Source organism: Micromonospora sp. NPDC005173 (assembly GCF_040608515.1).
GTDB lineage: Bacteria > Actinomycetota > Actinomycetes > Mycobacteriales > Micromonosporaceae > Micromonospora.
In genome coordinates, this window is sequence record NZ_JBEXIK010000001.1 from 431647 (window position 1) to 450168 (window position 18522).

At 72.5% G+C, this 18522-nt stretch carries 13 protein-coding genes and 1 pseudogene; 3 read left to right on the plus strand and 11 right to left on the minus strand.

Annotated elements, in window-relative coordinates; genetic code table 11:
- A pseudogene (locus ABZV00_RS02120) lies at nt 1–285 on the minus strand (hypothetical protein); the annotation flags it as partial.
- A gap of 185 nt (nt 286–470) precedes the next feature.
- Complete coding sequence (locus tag ABZV00_RS02125) at nt 471–1172, minus strand: PASTA domain-containing protein (RefSeq protein WP_355601065.1); 702 nt, start codon at nt 1170–1172, stop codon at nt 471–473.
- 122 nt (nt 1173–1294) lie between these two features.
- Between ABZV00_RS02125 and ABZV00_RS02130 the strand changes: the two genes are divergently transcribed.
- A complete protein-coding gene (locus ABZV00_RS02130) occupies nt 1295–2707 on the plus strand; it encodes a hypothetical protein (RefSeq protein WP_355601067.1) in 1413 nt (470 codons plus the stop codon).
- A gap of 54 nt (nt 2708–2761) precedes the next feature.
- Here the strand turns inward: ABZV00_RS02130 and ABZV00_RS02135 are convergent, their stop codons facing one another.
- Both ABZV00_RS02135 and ABZV00_RS02140 read right to left on the minus strand, forming a co-directional pair.
- On the minus strand, nt 2762–4240 hold the full coding sequence (locus tag ABZV00_RS02135; RefSeq protein WP_355601069.1) for a glutamate--cysteine ligase: 1479 nt from the start codon (nt 4238–4240) through the stop codon (nt 2762–2764).
- 286 nt (nt 4241–4526) lie between these two features.
- Nucleotides 4527–5108, minus strand: a complete 582-nt coding sequence (locus ABZV00_RS02140; RefSeq protein WP_328422113.1) for a YceI family protein — start codon at nt 5106–5108, stop codon at nt 4527–4529.
- A 98-nt stretch (nt 5109–5206) separates the two neighbouring features.
- Here ABZV00_RS02140 and ABZV00_RS02145 point away from each other — a divergent pair, with 98 nt between their 5' ends.
- Nucleotides 5207–5710 (plus strand): MarR family transcriptional regulator, encoded by a 504-nt coding sequence (locus ABZV00_RS02145; RefSeq protein ID WP_328422112.1) that lies wholly within the window; start codon nt 5207–5209, stop codon nt 5708–5710.
- A 251-nt stretch (nt 5711–5961) separates the two neighbouring features.
- On the opposite strand, the gene ABZV00_RS02150 is transcribed toward ABZV00_RS02145, so the two are convergent.
- From ABZV00_RS02150 to ABZV00_RS02160, 3 genes are all read right to left on the minus strand, one after another.
- Complete coding sequence (locus ABZV00_RS02150; RefSeq protein ID WP_355601072.1) at nt 5962–8655, minus strand: helix-turn-helix domain-containing protein; 2694 nt, start codon at nt 8653–8655, stop codon at nt 5962–5964.
- 144 nt (nt 8656–8799) lie between these two features.
- Nucleotides 8800–9948 (minus strand): acyl-CoA dehydrogenase family protein, encoded by a 1149-nt coding sequence (locus tag ABZV00_RS02155; protein ID WP_355601074.1) that lies wholly within the window; start codon nt 9946–9948, stop codon nt 8800–8802.
- Nucleotides 9949–10029: 81 nt separating this feature from the next.
- Nucleotides 10030–11562 carry an acyl-CoA carboxylase subunit beta gene (locus ABZV00_RS02160; RefSeq protein WP_355601075.1) on the minus strand — a complete coding sequence of 511 codons (1533 nt, stop codon included), beginning with the start codon at nt 11560–11562 and terminating at the stop codon, nt 10030–10032.
- Nucleotides 11563–11753: 191 nt separating this feature from the next.
- Here ABZV00_RS02160 and ABZV00_RS02165 point away from each other — a divergent pair, with 191 nt between their 5' ends.
- Nucleotides 11754–12326, plus strand: coding sequence for a snapalysin family zinc-dependent metalloprotease (locus ABZV00_RS02165; RefSeq protein WP_328422105.1), 573 nt, complete (start codon nt 11754–11756; stop codon nt 12324–12326).
- A gap of 60 nt (nt 12327–12386) precedes the next feature.
- On the opposite strand, the gene ABZV00_RS02170 is transcribed toward ABZV00_RS02165, so the two are convergent.
- The 4 genes from ABZV00_RS02170 to ABZV00_RS02185 form a co-directional block, all read right to left on the minus strand.
- Complete coding sequence (locus tag ABZV00_RS02170; RefSeq protein WP_355601077.1) at nt 12387–13307, minus strand: hydroxymethylglutaryl-CoA lyase; 921 nt, start codon at nt 13305–13307, stop codon at nt 12387–12389.
- A 141-nt stretch (nt 13308–13448) separates the two neighbouring features.
- Nucleotides 13449–14816, minus strand: coding sequence for a biotin carboxylase N-terminal domain-containing protein (locus tag ABZV00_RS02175; RefSeq protein WP_355601079.1), 1368 nt, complete (start codon nt 14814–14816; stop codon nt 13449–13451).
- A 72-nt stretch (nt 14817–14888) separates the two neighbouring features.
- Nucleotides 14889–15488: a TetR/AcrR family transcriptional regulator gene (locus ABZV00_RS02180; protein ID WP_328422099.1), complete on the minus strand. Its 600-nt coding sequence runs from the start codon at nt 15486–15488 to the stop codon at nt 14889–14891.
- 120 nt (nt 15489–15608) lie between these two features.
- Nucleotides 15609–18521: a hypothetical protein gene (locus ABZV00_RS02185; RefSeq protein WP_355601081.1), complete on the minus strand. Its 2913-nt coding sequence runs from the start codon at nt 18519–18521 to the stop codon at nt 15609–15611.
- Between the last annotated feature and the right edge of the window lies 1 nt (nt 18522).

Consider the following 18522-nt stretch of genomic DNA (forward strand, 5'->3'; position numbering starts at 1 on the left):
CTCGTCCGGCTGCGCGGTGCGGTCGTGCGGCGCGGTCTCGTCCGGCTGCGCGGTGCGGTCGTGCGGCGCGGTCTCGTCCGGCTGCGCGGTGCGGTCGTGCGGCGCGGTCTCGTCCGGCTGCGCGGTGCGGTCGATCGGCGCGGTCTCGTCCGGCGCCGCGGCGCGGGGTGGGGTGGCGGGCTCGGCTGGTTGTGGCGGCTCCGGCCGGTCGGCGGCGGGCGGCAGGGGTCGGGTCCGGTCGTCGTCGTGTTCCCCGGTGGGCGGCCCCTGGCGGTCGTCGCTCATCGCACCGTCCTTTCCCGAACCGGGCGGGCGCCATGGCCCTCGACCGCCAACCTAACCGCCCGCACCGTCATCGGCGGGTATCAGCGGCCCGAACCGCCCGGCTCGAACCGGTGTCGGCGGTCGGATGCCCCGATCTCTGGCACCCACAAGGCGGTCGGTGGTGATGGTCGATCGCTGGGCCGGGATCAGGGGGTGGGTTCCGGGCTCGCCTGGGTGGGTGGCGCTGCCGCCCCGCACCAGATGCTGACCTCGTCGTTCCAGCGGGCCGGGCCGTCCTCGGCCGGTTCCTGCCGGCTGACCTTTCCGCTGCGTCCGCTGCGGTAGCTCGGGTAGAGCCCCTCGTCGACCAGGTCGTCGGCGGCATCGGAGCAGTTGTCGCCGACCACATCGGGCACCTCGGCGGCCGGCGCGGGACCGGCCACGCGGAGTTGCACCGTGGCGCCCCGGGCAACGTCGGTACCCACGGCGGGCGAGCTGCTCTCGACCGTACGACCGGTGCCCGTGCCGAAGACCAACCGCCAGCCCAGCCGCTGCTTGCGCAACATGTCCCGGGCCTGCACGAAGTCGGTGCCCACGACCGGTGGCACGGTCAGCCCGGTCCCCTTCGTCCCAGTGCCGGAGGTCCGGGGGGTGGAGGGCGTGGTCCGGCCGGTGCTGGGCCGGGGTGCGGTGGCCTGGTCGGTCGGCGCACCGGTCGCGGTCGCCACCGCCAGCGGATCCGACGGAGATCCGTCGTCCCCGCCGGCCAGCAGCCAGCCGCCGGTCGCACCGACGGCGGCGAGGAGCACGGCGACCAGCCCGCCACCCAGCAGCACGCTGGTCCGTCCAGGACCGCCGTTGTCCCGGTCGCCAGCGGAATCCTGCCGACCCGTGTTCGCGTCCGTCATACCGCCCACCGCCTCATCACCGGCGACCGTACCCGTCGCCGCCCAACACGCTGCGCCGCCGGCCAACCCCGGCGGGTCGTCGCGACTCGCCGCGCCGACGACGGGACGCTACGCTGCCCGGCATGGCCAGACGGGGCTGGGGAGTATCGATCGCGACGGCGATCGGGGTCGCTGCCGGCGCTGGCGCCGCGCAACTGGGCTTCGGCTACGGGCTTGGCGTCATCACCTGGACGCCAACCGATGCCGGAGCCACAGAGACGGCATGGCCGGACGGCCTCGCCTGGGCCACCTGGCTCGCCGCCAGCTCGACCGTGCTGGGTGCGGTCTGTGCGCAGCGGCTGCACCAGCGGGCCGTGCCGCCGGTGGCCGATCCGAGGGTGACCGACACGGAGCCGACGCCTCCCGCCGTGCCCGAGCCGCGACCGGCGGACAGGTCGGACCAGACGGCCCGGCCAGACCGGGCGACGCTCGCGACCGGACTTCCGGCTGTGGTCGACGGTGACGGCCCCACGACGGCGGACCGACCGGCCGAGACGGGCGACCAGTCGGCGCAGGCGTCCGAGGCCCTGCCCAACGAGGACGAGGGCCTGCTGCGACGGATCGCCCTGGCGCTCGGTGCCGGGATCGGCGGGCTGGTCACCGTGCTGCTGGTCTCCGTACCTGCGCGGGTCGCGATGGGCGCCGACACCGGGGCCCCGCAACGGGTGGCCGCCGTACACGCGGGACTGGGCATCCTGATCGGCGTGCTCGTCGCGGTCTGGGCGCTGCGCTCCCGCACCGCCGCGCTGAACGTGACCGCGACGGCCGCCTGGCTCTGGCTGCTCGCGGTGGTCTCGGTGATCGACGGGGTACGCGTCGGACGCGGGCTGACCGGCGCCCAGCTCGGCACCTGGCAGCTCGACCCGGATCACCCGCGGTACTGGATCGGGGACCAGCTCTACTGGCCGGGTGCGCTGCTGGCGCTCGTTCCCGCACTGGTGATCGGCGCGCTGGCCGCCCGACGGGCCGCGAGGTCGCCCGGGCACCGGGTCGGCGCGGCGGCCTCCGGCGCGGCCGGTCCACTGCTCGTCGCGCTCGCCTACCTGACCACCGTGCCGCGCTGGTCGGCACTGGGTCCGGCACAGCTGTCCACCCAACTGATCGCCCCGTACGCGGTGATCGCCGGCATCGGCGGCTCGGTGCTGATCGCCGTCTTCGCCGAGCGGGCCGACCGGAACCGGAACGCGGCCCGCCCGCACACCGTCGTCGAGCCCGGCTCGCCCCGGGCCGCCGAGCCCGAGCCGGCGGCGGTCACCCCTTCGGCAGAGGTCACCACCAGGCGCGGAAAGGTCCCTGCCGGCGCCGTACCCCCGGTGACCGAGGCCACTCCACGGAAGCGGGGCACCGCCGGCGTACCCCGGGTGCCGGCACCGCGCACGGACCCGGACCTCGCCGATCCGACCGACTCCGCGGACGGTGACTCGGCGGCGGGTGCGGCGACGGGCGGCCGACGGAGCAGGTCGCCGCGACGGGCCGGGCGACCCGCCACCGACTGAGCCCCGGCGACGGCGGCGAGCCGCCAACGCGGTGGGCGAGCTGGGCGCGCGGAGTCAGTCGACCGGCCAGGTGTGCACCGGCTCGTTGCCGCGCTGGAGTTCCGCGTAGCGCTGGACCATGTGGTGCAGCGCGGCGGGCCGGTCCATGCCCCGGTGCCGCTCCGCCGCCCAGACCGCCTCGGTCTGCCAGACGGCACCGTTGCGGCCGGTCCGGCAGCGCTGCTCGATGATGCCGAGCAGCCGGTCCCGCTGCTCCGGGGCGACACCGAACCCGTCCAGGCCGGCTGCGGCGGTGGGCAGCAACTGCTCCAGCACCAGCTTGGTGACCGGCACGTCGCCGACCCGGGGCCAGTGCAGCACGGCGTCCAGGCCGCGCCGGGCGGCGGCGTGGAAGTTCTCCTCGGCGGAGCTGAAGGTGAGCTGGCTCCAGATCGGCCGTTCCGCCTCGGCCAGGCCGCGGGCGAGGCCGAAGTAGAAGGCCGCGTTGGCCAGCATGTCCACCACCGTGGGGCCGGCCGGCAGCACCCGGTTCTCCACGCGCAGGTGCGGGCGGCCGTTCATGATGTCGTAGACCGGGCGGTTCCAGCGGTAGACCGTGCCGTTGTGCAGCCGCAGCTCGCCGAGCTGGGGCACACCGCCGGCGTGCAGCACCTCCACCGGGTCCTCGTCCTCGCAGATCGGCAGCAGCGGCGGGAAGTACCGGACGTTCTCCTCGAACAGGTCAAAGATCGAGGTGATCCACCGCTCTCCGAACCACACCCGAGGGCGTACGCCCTGTGCCTTGAGCTCGTCCGGACGGGTGTCGGTGGCCTGCTCGAAGAGGGCGATCCGAGTCTCGGCCCAGAGCTGCCGGCCGTACAGGAAGGGAGAGTTCGCCCCGATCGCCACCTGCACCCCGGCGATGGCCTGCGACGCGTTCCAGTAGTCGGCGAAGCTGTCCGGCGCCACCTGGAGGTGGAACTGGAGGCTGGTACAGGCGGCCTCGGGGGCGATCGAGTCGGTGTGCGTCCGCAACTGCTCGACGCCGCGGATGTCGAGCTCGATGTCCTCGCCCCGGGCACCGACGATCTGGTCGTTGAGCACCCGGTAGCGCTCATTGGTGGAGAGGTTGTCCTCGACCAGGTGCCCCTCGGTGAGGGTGGGCAGGATGCCGACCAGGACGATCTTCGCGTCGGACTTGGCCGCCCGCTCGTCGGCCCGGGAGAGGCTGCCGCGCAGGTCGTGTTCGTAGTCGGCGAAGCCGGTGCCCTCGATCAGCCGGGGCTCGGCGTTGAGTTCCAGGTTGAACTGCCCCAGCTCGGTCTGGAAGAGCGGGTCGGCGATGTCGGCGAGGATCTCCTCGTTGCGCATCGCCGGTTCGGCCGCCGAGTCGACCAGGTTGAGTTCGATCTCCAGCCCGGTCATCGGCCGGTCGGCGTCGAAGCCGAAGTCGTCCAGCATCAGCGCGAAGACGTCCAGGCAGCGCCGGACCTTCTGCCGGTAGCGGACGCGGTCCTCCCGGGAGAAGGCGCCCTGCGAGACGTCCCTGCCCATGTGTCCTCCCGACGCCGGCGCGGTCGGGATCCTGCCGTCCCGGAAAGCGCAGTGTGAACCATCCACGTTAAGAGCGCTTGCCTGGCCGGGGCCAGAGGCCGGCACCGGGTGATCCCTCACCAACCGGAGCCAGACGCGCTCGTGGCGCCATCTGTACCCCGTCGGCGCCTGGCCGGACCCAGTAGCCGTGCGAACAACTCGTGACAATTCCCACGAGGTCGGCGGAGACGACGCCGGGCCCGCGCCGACGTACGGCGCGGGCCCGGCGTACCGGCGATCCGAAGGATCAGGCCTGGCGGATGGCCTCGCCCTCAATCTCGATCTTGATCTTCTTGCTGACCAGTACGCCGCCGGTCTCCAGCGCGACGTTCCAGGTCAGGCCGAACTCCTCGCGGTCGATCTCGGTGCTCGCGGAGAAGCCGAAGATGTCCTGGCCGAACGGGCTGCGGCCGACACCCTCGAACTCGACCTCAAGCTCGACCGGGCGGGTGACACCCTTGATGGTCAGCTCACCGGAGAGCACGAACTCGTTGCCACGACGGGACTTGACCCCGGTGCTGCGGTACTCCAGGGTCGGGAAGTTCTCGACATCCAGGAACTCGGGGCTGCGCAGGTGCGCGTCCCGGTCGGCCTGGGTGGTGTCGATGCTGGCACCCTGAATGGTGGCAGCGACCGAGGACTGCAGCGGGTCCTCGGCGACGGTGATGGTGGCGGTCGCCTCGTTGAACTCGCCACGGACCTTGCTGACCATCATGTGCCGAGCGACGAAGCCGACCCGCTTGTGCGCGACGTCCAGCGCGTAGGTGCCGGGGGTCGGGATGGTGAGGCCGTCCCAGTCGCGGGTAACCGCATCGATGCTGCTGGTCATGCTGATGTCCTCCAGAGAATGTTTAGTAGCCCAACGACTGCTTGAGCAAATATAACCGCAACAACATTCCCCCTGTCAAGTACTGGTACGATGAACGAGTGACCAACGTCTTCGACGACCCCCGGATCACCGCCGTCGGCCTGCTCTACGAGGTGCATGCCGGTCTGTCGGCCCGGTTCGCTGCCCAACTCGACGAGCAGGGCCTCTCCGTGGTCGAGTTCGAGGTGCTCACCCGACTGGCCCGCTCGCCGGGCAACCAACTGCGGATGTCGGACCTCGCGGCGCAGACCTCCCTGTCCACCAGCGGGGTGACTCGTGTGGTGGACCGGATGGAACGCGACGGGTTGCTCACCCGCCGGGCCTGCCCGTCCGACCGGCGCAGCTCGTTCGCCGTGGTAACCGCCGCTGGCATGCGGCGGCTGGATGAGACGCTGCCCGGGCACCTGCGGATCATCGAGCAGTGGTTCACCGGGCAACTCGACCCCGAGGCTCTGGCGGCCCTGCTCGACGGCCTGCGCCGGGTCCGTGACGCCGTGCATCCGGGAGCCACCGCTGGCAGTACCGAGCAGGAGATCGCCGCCGTCGACGGCGCTGCCCACTGACCGTCGTCGGCCGCCCGTTTGGCAGTCGGCGACCGACCGGGGGCGGTGTCGGCGCTACCGGCAGAAAGACCGGCAGAACTGACCTTGCCACCCCGACATGCCGCCCGAAACAGGCTTTCCGCCTCGATCGCGGTGGCAGGCTTTCGTCCACCGGGGATTCACCGGGGGGTGACGGCGCGGGCGAACAGCGAGGGGTAGCAACAAAGGGGGCTTTTCGCCCGCGCCACTCTCCACCCGGCAACCCGCCGCGACTACCGCTCGGCGGGCCCGCCCCGGGTGGCGGTCAGCGCGTAGAGCAGTTCCGACTCCTGCGGCAGCAGGCGGATGCCACTTTCCTGGCAGACCCGGTCCAGCTGGTCGAGGATCGCCGCGTCGGCGGTGCTCGCGGCCAGCCCGACCAGCGCCTCCACCCCGTCCCGCCGGTCCTGACCAACCTCGGCGGCGGCGGCGAACCACTCGGCCGCCAGCTCCCGGTCACCCCGGTGCAGCGCCAGGTTTCCCTCGATCAACGCACAGATCGCCGCCTTCGGGCCACCCCCGGCCGGCACCGCACCGTGCAGACGCGGTCGCGGCGGTCCGGCCCGCTCCGCTGGTGGCCGCGACCGTACGCCTACTCCCACCTCGGCGGCGTCGGCGCGCAACTCGGTGAGCACCTCGGCCGCCTCGTCACCGCGACCGTCCTGGGCGAGCGCCAACCCGATCGTGCCGAGCACCCGTCGGCGGTGCCGCGGATCACCCAGCTCGGACAACGCCGCCACCGCCCGTCGGCCCTGGTCCACCGCGTCGGCGTACCGGCCCTCGAGGCGGACGACCTCGGCCCGGTTGGCCCAGGAGAGGGCCCGCAGCCGCTGTTCCCCGCACTCGGCGGCGAGCCGGTCCACCGCGGCCAGCCGGCGGTGCGCCGCGGCCAGGTCGGCGACCCGGATCTCGTGCCAGGCGAGGCTGTTCTGGGCCACCGCCATGTCCCGGATCCGGCCGTTGCGGCCGGCCAGCCGGAGCACCGTCTCGGCCTGCTCGCGGGCCTCGTCGCGCCGGCCAACGCCGATCAGCAGCGCGCCCAGCACGATCCGCGACTCCAACTCCCCGCTGACGTCGCCGGCCTGCCGGAACGCGTCCAACGCGGCCCGCGCAGTCGGCAGCTCGTCGGCGCCCGCGCCGTGCTCGGCGGCGAGCCGGGCCACCCCGAGGGCGGCCCAGCCCCGCAGGACGGGATCGGCGTCGACGGTCCGTGGATCGGCCAACAACCGGCGCAGCCACTGCCGGCCGGCGACATCCCGGCCACGGAACCGCCACCAGCGGGTCAGGGAGGCCGCCAGACGGAGCGCGGTCACCGGATCGTCGGTTGCGGCGTGGGCCAGCGCCGAACTGATGTCGCTGGTCACCTCGTCCAGCCGGTGCAACGCCTCGGGCAGCCGCGGACCGACCAGATCGGTGGCGGTCCGCGCCACCAGTCGGGTGACCACCACCGCGTGCCGACGCCGGATGGAGGGCAGCTCGCCGCCGCCGGCCGCCTGCTCGGCGGCGAAGTCGCGTACCGCGTCAAGCAGCCGAAACCGGTACGGCCCGGTGCCGCGCACGCTCAGCAGGCCGAGTTCGACGAGCCGGTCCAACAGCGAAACGGGATCGATCGCCGCCGCGCCGTCCCGGTCGGTCTCGTCGACGAGCATCTCCTCGGCCAACTCCACCGACCAGCGGTTGCCGAACACGGCGAGCCTGCGCAGCGCGGCCCGCTCGTCCGACGCGAGCAGCCGGTAGCTGGTCTCCACCGCGTCCCGCAGGGTCACCGCCACGACTGCCCCGGTGTCGTCCGCGCCGACCGAGCGGCGGATGGTCGCGTCGGGCCCGTCCCAGCCGGGGTGGACCGCCGGGTCGGCGGGGGTCGCCAGGTCGAGCACCCGGTCGCCGTACCGGTCGAGCAGCTCGGTGAGGTCGAGGATCCTGCCCCGGGCGGCCATCAGCTCGATGGCCAGCGGCAGCCCGCCCAGCCGGCGGACCAGTGCGGCCAGAGCAGGCAGTTCGTCCGCGGTGGGAGGCTCCCGACGGACCTGGGCCAGACGGGCGGTGAACAGCGCGACCGCCGGCCACGACCCGAGCGTGGCCGGCCCACGCCGCTCGGCGCCCGGCGGCGGCACGTCGAGTGGCGCGACCGGCCAGACCCGCTCGCCGGGCAGCCCGACCGGATGCCGCCCGGCGACCAGCACCCGCAGCGAGGGCAGCACGCCGGTCAGCCGGTGCAGCGTCTCGGCCACCGGGCCCGGTGCGCGCTCCACCGCGTCCATCACCAACAGCGCCGGCCGGCCGGCGAGCCGGGCGACGAGTTCCGGCAGCCGGGCCGCGCCGAGCACGGCCATCGAGGCGGCGAGCACATCCGGTCCGTCCGAGCCCTCGCCGACCAGCACCCCGGCCACGCCGCCCGAGTGGGCACGGGCTGCCGCGTGCGCCACGGAGAGCGCGAGCGCGGTCTTTCCGACCCCGGCCAGCCCGACCAGGCTCACCAGCCGGGGACCACGCTCCGCGGTCAGCATCCCGGCCAACTCCGTGACATCGCGGTCGCGGCCGATCAGCGCGACCGGCGGTGGAAGGGCGACCTGCGGGCCGGATCCGGCGGGCTCGGCTGTCGACGCGGTGCTGCCGGTGATCGCGAGCGCCGCCGGGGTGACATCCGGCTGAGGTGGCTCACCGCTGGCGGTGCTGCGGGCGGCAGTCAGGAACGTCGCCCGGGTGGCGCCGGTCAGGTCCAACGCTGCGGCAAGCAGCTCAACCGTGGTGCGCTGCGGCCGGACCGACCGACCACGCTCCAGGTCACGCACCGTCCGCACGCCCACGCCGGCCCGGGACGCCAGCTCGGCCTGGGTCAGGCCGGCGGTACGCCGGTGCCCACGCAGCAGGTCCGGCAGCCCGGTACGGCCCGCCGGGCTCCGCGACCGATCATGATCGGGAGTCATGGGCACGAAGAGTACGGATCGACTCCCACCATCGGCAGTCGAACGTCGGGCTGCCGACGCCCACTCGCCGATATCCGACAGCCGAACGGGCACCCCTACCCGAAGCGACCGGCCGATCGGGGTGCCGGCCGGCTCGGGGACCGGTCAGAGACCCAGATCGCGAGCGATGATCATGCGCTGCACCTCGCTGGTGCCCTCGCCGATCTCCAGGATCTTGGAGTCCCGCCAGAACCGGGCCACCGGGTACTCGTTCATGAAGCCGTAGCCGCCGTGAATCTGGGTCGCCTCCCGGGCGTTGTCCACCGCGATCGTGCTGGCGTGCAGCTTGGCGATGGCGGCCTGCCGCTTGAACGGCTCGCCGGCCAGCATCCGGGCGGCGGCGTCGTAGTAGGCCAGCCGGGCGGTGTGCGCCTTCAGCTCCATGTCGGCGATCTTGAACTGGATCGCCTGGTTGGCACCGATCGGCCGGCCGAAGGCGTGCCGCTCCTTGGCGTACTTGATCGACTCGTCGACGCAGCCCTGGGCGAGGCCGACGGCCAGCGCGGCGATGGCGATCCGGCCCTCGTCGAGAATCTGCAGGAACTGGGCGAAGCCCCGGCCCCGCTCGCCGAGCAGGTTGGCGGCCGGCACCCGGCAGTCGTCGAAGGTCAGCTCGTGGGTGTCCGAGGCGGTCCAGCCCACCTTGGAGTAACCCGGCGCCACGGTGAACCCCGGCGTACCGGTGGGCACGATGATGGTCGACAGCTCCTTCGAGCCGTCCGGGTTCGTGCCGGTCACCGCCGTGACGGTGACCAGGGCCGTGATGTCGGTGCCCGAGTTGGTGATGAACGCCTTCGAGCCGTTGATCACCCAGTGGTCACCGTCCAGCACCGCCCGCGTCTGGGTGCCGGCGGCGTCCGACCCGGTGCCCGGCTCGGTGAGCCCGAAACCGGCCAGCGCCTCGCCGCTGAGCAGCTTCGGCAGCCAGGTCGCGCGCTGCTCGTCGGTGCCGAACCGGTAGATCGGCATCACGCCGAGCGAGACCGCCGCCTCCAGAGTGATCGCCACGCTGGAGTCGACCCGGGCCAACTCCTCCAGGGCGAGGCAGAGCGCGAAGTAGTCGCCGCCCATGCCGCCGTGCTCCTCGCCGAAGGGCAGGCCGAACAGGCCCATCTTGCCCATCTGCCGGACCACCTCGTACGGGAAGGTGTGCTGCTCGTAGTGCTCGGCGATGACCGGTGCGACCACCTCGCGGGCGAAGTCCCGCACGCTTTCCCGCAGCGCCGTTTGTTCGTCGGTGAGCCGGAAGTCCATCTCATCCTCCTGTGTGGACGGGGCCGCCGGGCGCTCGTGACGCCGGGACGGTTCGCTGTGGCCGTTCGGTCGGTCGTCGGGTCAGACCGGGGTGACGCCGTGCCGGCGCCGGGAGAACTGCCGATCCTTGGTACGCGCTGCGGCGAACCGGCGCACCAGCTCGGTACGCAGGTCGTGCGGCTCGACGATGGCGTCCACCACCAGCTCGCTGGCGAGCCGGACGACGTCGATGTCCTGCTCGTACTCGGCGCGCTTCGCGGCCACGAAGGCGGCCCGCTCGTCCGCGTCCGGGATGGCGGCGATCTTGTTGGCGTAGACCGCGTTCACTGCGGCCTCGGCCCCCATCACCGCGATCTTCGCGCTGGGCAGCGCGATGGTGGCGTCCGGCTCGAACCCGGGCCCGGCCATCGCGTAGAGGCCGGCGCCGTACGCCTTACGGACCACCACGCAGATCTTCGGCACGGTCGCCTCGGAGATCGCGGTGATCATCTTCGCGCCGTGCCGGATGATGCCCTGCTTCTCCACGGCGCTGCCCACCATGAAGCCGGGCACGTCGCTGAGGAAGAGCAGCGGCACGTTGAACGCGTCGCAGAGCTGCACGAACCGGGTCGCCTTGTCGGCCGAGTCGACGAAGAGCACGCCGCCCTTGAACATCGAGTTGTTGCCGACCACGCCGACGACCTCGCCGTTCAGTCGGCCGAAGCCGATGGTCAGCTCCTTGGCCCAGAGTGCCTGGATCTCGAAGAAGGAACCCTCGTCGAGCAGGCCCTTGACGTACCGCCGCATATCGAACGCCTGCCGCTCGCTGGCCGGCACCAGCGCGGCCAGGTCGGCCTTCGCGGGCGCGGCCACCGCCTCGGCGGCCGGCGGCGCCTGGGTCCAGTTGGCTGGCAGGTACGACAGGTAGCGGCGCACCACGTCGAGTGCGTCGGCCTCGGTCTGGCAGAGGAAGTGCCCCACGCCGGACTCGGCGGTGTGCACCTTTGCCCCGCCCATCGCCTCCAGGGTGGTCTTCTCGCCGGTGACCATCTCGACCATCCGGTCGGAGCCGAGGTACATGCTGGCGTTGCCCTCGACCATGGCCACCACGTCGCAGAACGCCGGGATGTACGCCCCACCGGCGGCGCTCGGGCCGAAAAGCGCGCACACCTGCGGGATCGAGCCCGAAGCGCGAACCTGGTTCCAGAAGATCTTGCCGGCGCCGCGCCGACCGGGGAAGAGGTCGACCTGGTCGGTGATCCGGGCGCCGGCCGAGTCGACCAGGTAGACCATCGGCACGCTGGCGCCGTACGCCCGCTCGATGATCCGGATGATCTTCTCGACCGTGCGGGCGCCCCAACTGCCGGCCTTGACGGTGGAGTCGTTGGCCATCAGGCAGACCTGCCGGCCGTCGATGGTGGCGGTGCCGGTGACCACGCCGTCGGCGGGCAGCCCGTCGGCAAGTGCGTTGGCGTAGAGGCCGTCCTCGACGAAGGAGCCCTCGTCGACCAGGAGCGCGACCCGCTCCCGGGCGAAGAGCTTGCCCTTGGCGGCGTTCGCCGCGTGGTACTTCTCCGCGCCGCCGGCCCGTACGCGCTTGCGGAGCTGCTCCAGCGCCTCACCGTCGAGCGTCACGCTGACTCCCTCGCCGCATTGAACTGAACGATCGTTAGGCTATCGCATCCGTGCGACGCTCGGCGACCCGCTGGGCGGATCGGACGGCGGAAGAGGCCACCTCCCGGCCGCGCCTTCAAAAGAAGCATTGAAGTACATAGATGCATGTCGCTAGGCTCCTGACACCCCCTCCTCCCGGATTGGAGTCAGCGATGACCTCACGACTCAATCGGCTCGCGGTCGCGTTGCTCGCGACGGCACTCACCACCCTCGGCGTCACGGTCGCCAACCCGTCGCCCGCGTCCGCCGCCATGACCATCTGCTACAACACCAGCCAGGCGGGAAGCTACGCCAGCACCGCCAACCAGGCCGCCTCGATCTGGAACAACGCCACGTCGAACCTGACGCTCTCGGCGAACTGCGGCTCCAACCTCCGGATCTACCGGATCACCGGCGGCGGCTCGTACGCCGTCCGGACCAGCCTCGGCAACGGCCGGGTCTACATCGACACCCAGCAGGCCGCGCAGTACAGCGTGCTGCGGATCATGACCCACGAGATCGGGCACATCCTCGGCCTGCCGGACAACTACAACGGGAACTGCTCGCTCCTGATGTCCGGCGGCAGCGCCGGCACCAGCTGCACCAACCCGTACCCGAGCACCGCCGAGGCGAACCGGGTGACCAACCTCTTCGCCGGCACCCTCGCCACCGAGCGCAGCACGGACCGCGCCGGAGCGGACATCTTCCGCGACAGCTGGCCGAGCGTGCTCACCCCGGTGGGCTGATCGACCGGACACGACGGAGGGGCCGGCACGACGCCGGCCCCTCCCCGCGTTCCTGAACGGTCAGCTCGGCATCGGCGTCAACCGGGTACGGGGGCCGGCGCGCAGCACCCCGGACGGGAGCTTCTTGCCCAGCAGGTGCTCGGCCAACTCGGCCGCCTCGATCAGGGCGGCCAGGTCGATGCCGGTGTCGATGCCCATGTCGTGCAGCATGTGCACGGCCTCCTCGGTGGCCAGGTTGCCGCTGGCCCCCGGGGCGTACGGGCAGCCGCCCAGGCCGCCCACGCTGGCGTCGAACTCGGTCACCCCCAACTCCAGCGCGGTCATCAGGTTGGCCAACGCGGTACCCCTGGTGTTGTGGAAGTGCAGCAGCACCGGCACTTGCGCGTTGCGGTCGCGTACCGCGGTCAGCAGCTCTCGGACCCGGCGCGGAGTGCCCATGCCGGTGGTGTCACCGAACGCCACCCGGTCCGCGCCGTCGCGGACCACCCGGTCCACGATGCCGGCCACCCGCTCCGGGTCGATGTCCCCCTCGTACGGGCAGCCGAAGCTGGTCGCCACGATCACCTCGACCCGCGCGGAGGCTCCGTGCAGCAGGTCGATCAACTCGGCGATGTCGTCCAGTGACTCGTCCGTGGTCCGGTTGACGTTGCGTCGGTTGTGCGTGTCGCTGGCCGAGACCACCACCTCGATCTCGGTGAACCCGGCGGCGAGCGCCCGCTGGGCGCCCCGGGTGTTCGGCACCAGAGCCGAGTAGCGCACCCCGTCGGCCCGCACCGCCCGCTGCCACACCTCGTCGGCGTCGGCCATCTGCGGGATCGCCTTCGGGTGCACGAACGACACCGCCTCGATCCGGCGTACGCCGGTGCCGGAGAGCGCGTCGAGCAGGCGCACCTTGGCGTCGGTCGGGATCGGGTCCTCGTTCTGCAGCCCGTCCCGTGGCCCAACCTCGCGAATGGAGACGAAATCCGGCAGGTCCGCCATAAGGGGTCACCTCACTGTGACGTCGTGCTGTGCTGAAGTTCCCCCAGCATGCCACTCCCGCCACCACCGGCGTTGATCAAGAGGTTTGCGTCATCCGTGGCCGGGATCCTGACGCAAACCTCTTGATCAACAAGTCGGGGGTCAGCGCATGCGGGAGACGATGCCGGTGTCGTAGGCGCCGGAGAGGAACTCCTCGTTCTCCAGGAGCTCTTTGAAGAAGGGGAGGTTGTTCTTCGGGCCTTCGATCTGGAAGGCGGCCACGGCCGTGCGGGCGCGGGCGATCGCCTGCTCGCGGGTGTCGCCGCTGACGATCAACTTGGCCATCAGGCTGTCGTAGAACGGGGTGACGGTGTTGCCTTCGGTGTAGCCGGAGTCCACCCGGACCCCTTCACCGGCGGGTTCCACCCAGGTCCGGACCACGCCCGGCCCGGGCAGGAAGCGCTTCGGGTCCTCGGCGTTGATCCGCATCTCGATGGCATGCCCGCGCGGGGTCAGCGCGTCCGGGTCGAAGGTCGGCGCCAGCCCCGACGCCACCCGCAACTGCTCCTCGACCAGGTCGACGCCGTAGACGTACTCGGTCACCGGGTGCTCCACCTGCAGCCGCGTGTTCATCTCCAGGAAGAAAAATTCCTCGGAATCGGGCACAGCGCCAGCAGCGTCCCGCTGGCGCGGGACCAACAGGCATTCCACCGTGCCGGCGTTGCGGTAGCCGACCGCCTCACCGGCGCGCACCGCGGCCGCCAGGAAACGCTCACGCAGCTCCGGCGAGACCGCCGGGGACGGAGACTCCTCGACCAGCTTCTGGTTGCGCCGCTGCACCGAGCACTCCCGCTCGCCGAGCGCCACCACCCGGCCGTCGGCCAGGCCGAGGATCTGCACCTCGACGTGGCGCACCCGGGGGAAGTACCGCTCGATCAGCACCGAACCATCGCCGAACATCCGCTCGGCGAACGCGCGTACCTTGTCGTACTCGGTGCGCAGCGCGGCCTCGTCGACGGCCACACCCATGCCCATGCCGCCGCCACCGGCGGCGGCCTTGACCATCACCGGGTAACCGATCTCGCTGGCGGCGGCCACCGCCGTGTCCAGGTCGGCGGCCGGGTCGGTGGTGCCAGGCGCGACCGGAACGCCGGCCGCCGCCATCAGGTTCCGAGCGTTGATCTTGTCGCCCATCGCGGTGATCGCGTCCGCGCCGGGACCGACCCAGATCAGACCGCTCGACTCGACGGTACGGGCGAACTCGGCGTTCTCCGACAGGAAGCCGTAGCCGGGGTGGATGGCCTGCGCACCGGTCGCCTTCGCGGCGGCGAGGATCGCCTCGGTGTTGCGGTAGCTCTGCGCCGGGTTCGGCGGACCGATGAGGACCGCCTCGTCCGCCTCGGCGACGAACGGCAGGTGGGCATCGGCCTCCGAGTACACCGCGATCGCGCGAATACCGAGCCGCTTGGCGGTCCGGATGATCCGGCGGGCGATCTCGCCCCGATTGGCGACCAGCAGTGACTCGATCATGTTTCCTCCCAGCGTCCAGGGGTTGGGACGGTAGTCAGGGAACCACGACCGGTGCCTTACTGACGAGTCGGCTCAGGCGAGCAGCGCGGCCAGGGTGGCGTCGCGCAGCAGCTCGGCGCGGCGTCGGCGGTCCACCTCGCCACCGAGGAACGGCGTCGAGTTCATCAGGCCGAACGCGGCGTGCGCCAGCACCCGCGCCTCCCCGTCGGGCATGCCGGGGTGCAGCGCGGTGAGCACCGTCACCCACTCCTCGACGTAGAGCCGTTGCAGCCGGCGGATCCGTCGCCGCGGTTCGTCGGGCAGGCGGTCCAGCTCGTGCAGATGCAACGCGATCACCGCCGGGTTGGCCAGCGCGAACTCGACGTGAAAGTCGATCAGCGACTCCAGCGCAGCGCGCGGGTCATCCGGGTGCCCGGCGGCGCGCTCCCGCCCACCGGCCAGCAGCCCGTCGCTGACCGGGATCAACGCGGCGGCCAGCATCGCCTCCTTGCCGGCGAAGTGGTGGTAGAGCGCCGGACCGGTGACCCCCGCCGCCGCGCCGATGTCGTCCATCGACACACCGTGATAGCCGCGGGCGGCGAACAGGCCGACCGCGATCTCCAGGATCTCGTCCTTGCGGGACCGACGCCGGCCCGCACCCGCCGCACCCCGTGCCTGCTGCTCCACCGTCACCGGGCAAGCCTAGACCGCGATCTGCCTCCGGTGGAGCGGTGGTTACCGCTCGGTTACTCACACCTGTGGTGCGGTTGCCCCCTCCCCGACCTGCTCGCAAAGGGCGACCCGCCGGCGGGGTCAGTCGTCCGGGTCGACGTTGTGCTCCGTCCGCAGCGCCGTGGCCTCCTCAGGCCGACCGAGCAGGTCCAGCGCACGGGCCAGCAGCCAGGCCGTCTGGCGGACCGGCCGGGAGTCGGCCGGGAGCCCGCCGAGCACCCGGCGCAGCAGCGGCTCCGCCTCGGCCGGACGGTCCAGACGCAGCAACAGCTCACCGACGAGAATCTCCACCTGCGTGGCCTCCCCGAACGCCTCGATCGACCGCAACCGGTCGGGCACCCCGGTGAGCCGGTCCAGCGCGTCGTCCAGTCGATCCGCCTCGGTCAGCACCCGAGCTCCGGCCTCGGCCGCCATCGCCAGCTCGTACGTCACCGGTGGCGACTGTTCCGGCTGCCCGGCCAACGTCGCCGCCAACCCGTCCACCACCTCGATGGCGCGTACCGCCTCCGGAATGTCATAGGACCAGAACCAGGCGTACGCCTCCCGCCGGCGCGCCCGCAGCTCGTCAAGCGGCAGGTCGGCCAGTCCGTACGCCGTCGCGGCGGTGGCGAACCGCTCGGCGGCCACCGCGTCCTGGTTGGCGTCGTAGAGGATCCCGCCCGCCTCCTCCAGCACCTGCGCGCGGAGCGGGAGGTTGTCCGGGCCGTCCAGGTTGCTGGCCAACTGCTCCAGCAGGGCCAGCGCCGGATCGATCTCGCCGAGCCCGGCGTAGACACCGGCCAGCATGTGCCGGCAGCGGTCAGCCTGCGCCTGGGCGCCGAGCCGGTCCAGACCGAGAACAGCCTCCTCGGCGACCTCGGCCGCCTCGCCGAGCCGGCCCACCATCCGGTACGCGTTCGCCAACTCCCAGCGCAGGAAGGCGTCCCCCTCCGCACCCCGCTCCACGCAGAGCGTCACCGCCTCGACGAAGTCGTCCACCGCGTCGGCGGCCCGGCCGGTGGCGAGCAGCGCGCGCGCCCGGGCGACCCGGACCGGCAGCTCCGCGTCCGCCGGCGCCACCCGCAGCGCCTCGTCGCAGGCGGTCACCGCGTCGGCCGGGTCGTCCACCGTCCTGGCGTACGTCAGGCAGCCTGCCGTGACCAGCTCGCCGACGCCCAGCTCACGGCCGATCCGGCGGGCCTCGTCGGCGGCTGCGCGGGCCTCCGTCAAGCGATCGAGCTGCTCCAACAGGTGTGCCCGGTGCAACGCGATCCGGGCCGCCAGGTGCCGGTCGCCACCCGCATCGGCTGGCGCCCGGTCGAGCGCGGCGAGCGCGTCCGCCCACCGTTCCCGATGCAGCAGCGCCAGCGCCACCCGGTCGTGCCCGGCGGCCCGCTGCCGGGCGTCGCCGAGCTGGTCCAACGCCTCGGCGGCCGCAAGGACCAGCGTCAGCCCTTTTTCGGCGCCCTCGTCGGCCCGGGTCAACAGCACGCCGAGCCGCCCGGCAACCACCTGGGCGGGCAACTCCTCGGCCGCCTCCCGGTACAGGTCCAGTGCCGCCCGGTTCATCTCGATCGCACCGTCGATGTCGTCCTGGTCGCCACGCTCGGCCGCCCGCAACGCCATCCGGTGGGCGACCGTGCGCGGTGCCAGGTCGGCGGCGCTGAAACCGTCGTCGTAGGCCACCAGCGCCGCCCGGAACGTGGCCCGATCGTGCCGGCCCCAGCTCTCCTCGGCGAGGTCCAGCAGCTCGTCCGCTCCGGCATCGGCGGGCAGGGTCACCGTCGGCTCGCTGGCACCGGCCCGTGGCCGGCCGCCACGGTCGGCCACGGTCGGTGCGGCACCCTGGTCGAGCGGGACCGCCGGCTCGGCCTCAGCCGGGCGGGTCGGGCGGTCGGGGCGACGACGGACGCTCGCGGAGAGCGGCAGGTGCTCGCCCTCCGGCCGCACGGCGATCCGCCGGGCGATCCACTCCGACTGGTGGGTGGTGCCGTTGCGGGCGTCGAAGCGGGCGGCCAGCCCGGTCGCGGTCTCCGCCAACTCGTCGGCGAGCGCCGACACCGGCACCTCCCCGGCCGGCTGGCCCTCGGCGGCCCGTCGGTACACGGTCGACGCGCCGACCCGACCGGCCTGGCGCAACGCGGCGGCAGCGGTCGCCGCGAAGTGCATCGCGGCAGCCGGCGACGGCGGCCGGTCCAACCAGTCCAGGTGCCGCTCGATCAGCTCCACCGCCCGCGCCTCGTTGCCGGTCAGCGTGCAGAACTCGATGTGGTCGCCGATGTCCCACAGGTCGGCGAGGTTGCTGCGCAGCCGTCGGTACGCCTCCCGGTGCGCGTCCCGCGCCGAATCACCCCGCCCGATACGCACGTACGGCAGGAGCAGCGCGGTGAGGATCGCCTGCGGCTGCTCGCTGCAGGTGAGCCGACCGGCGAGCACCGGCTCGGCCAGCGCCACCGCCTCGGCGTCCCGCCCGGCGTCGGCGAGGTAGGCCACCTGGCTCGTCGGGTCACAGCCGGCACAGTCGGAGAGCTCGTCGCGTGGGGTGGTCTGCCAGAGCCGGTACCAGTGCGCGGCGGCCTCGGCGTCGCCCACGTGGGAGGCGACCCGGAACCGGTGCTTGTGGACGGCCTGCAGGCTGTGCCCACCAGCCCGATAGCGCCGTTCCATGTCGTCCAGCACCGCGTACGTGCGGTCCAGCGGCACCTCTGGGAACTTCAGCAGACCGGACACCATTGACTTGAAGTGCCAGAGCAGCTGGTGCATGTGGCGCTGGTGATAGGGCTGCGGGTCCCGGTCGAACTCGGCCAGACACCAGGAGAAGGTCACGAAGGACTTCGCCGACTCGCCGCCGTAGATGTACCCGGTGGTGGCCTCCATTCGGGTGGCGAAGGCGAGGTGCCGGTCGTCGGAGGCGTCCGCCCGACGCAGCAGCTGCTCCAGCGCGGCGATCTGCCCCGCCCCGTGCGGCATGTCGCCGATGCCGCGCAGCACCCGCCACAGATCCTCGTCGCCCATG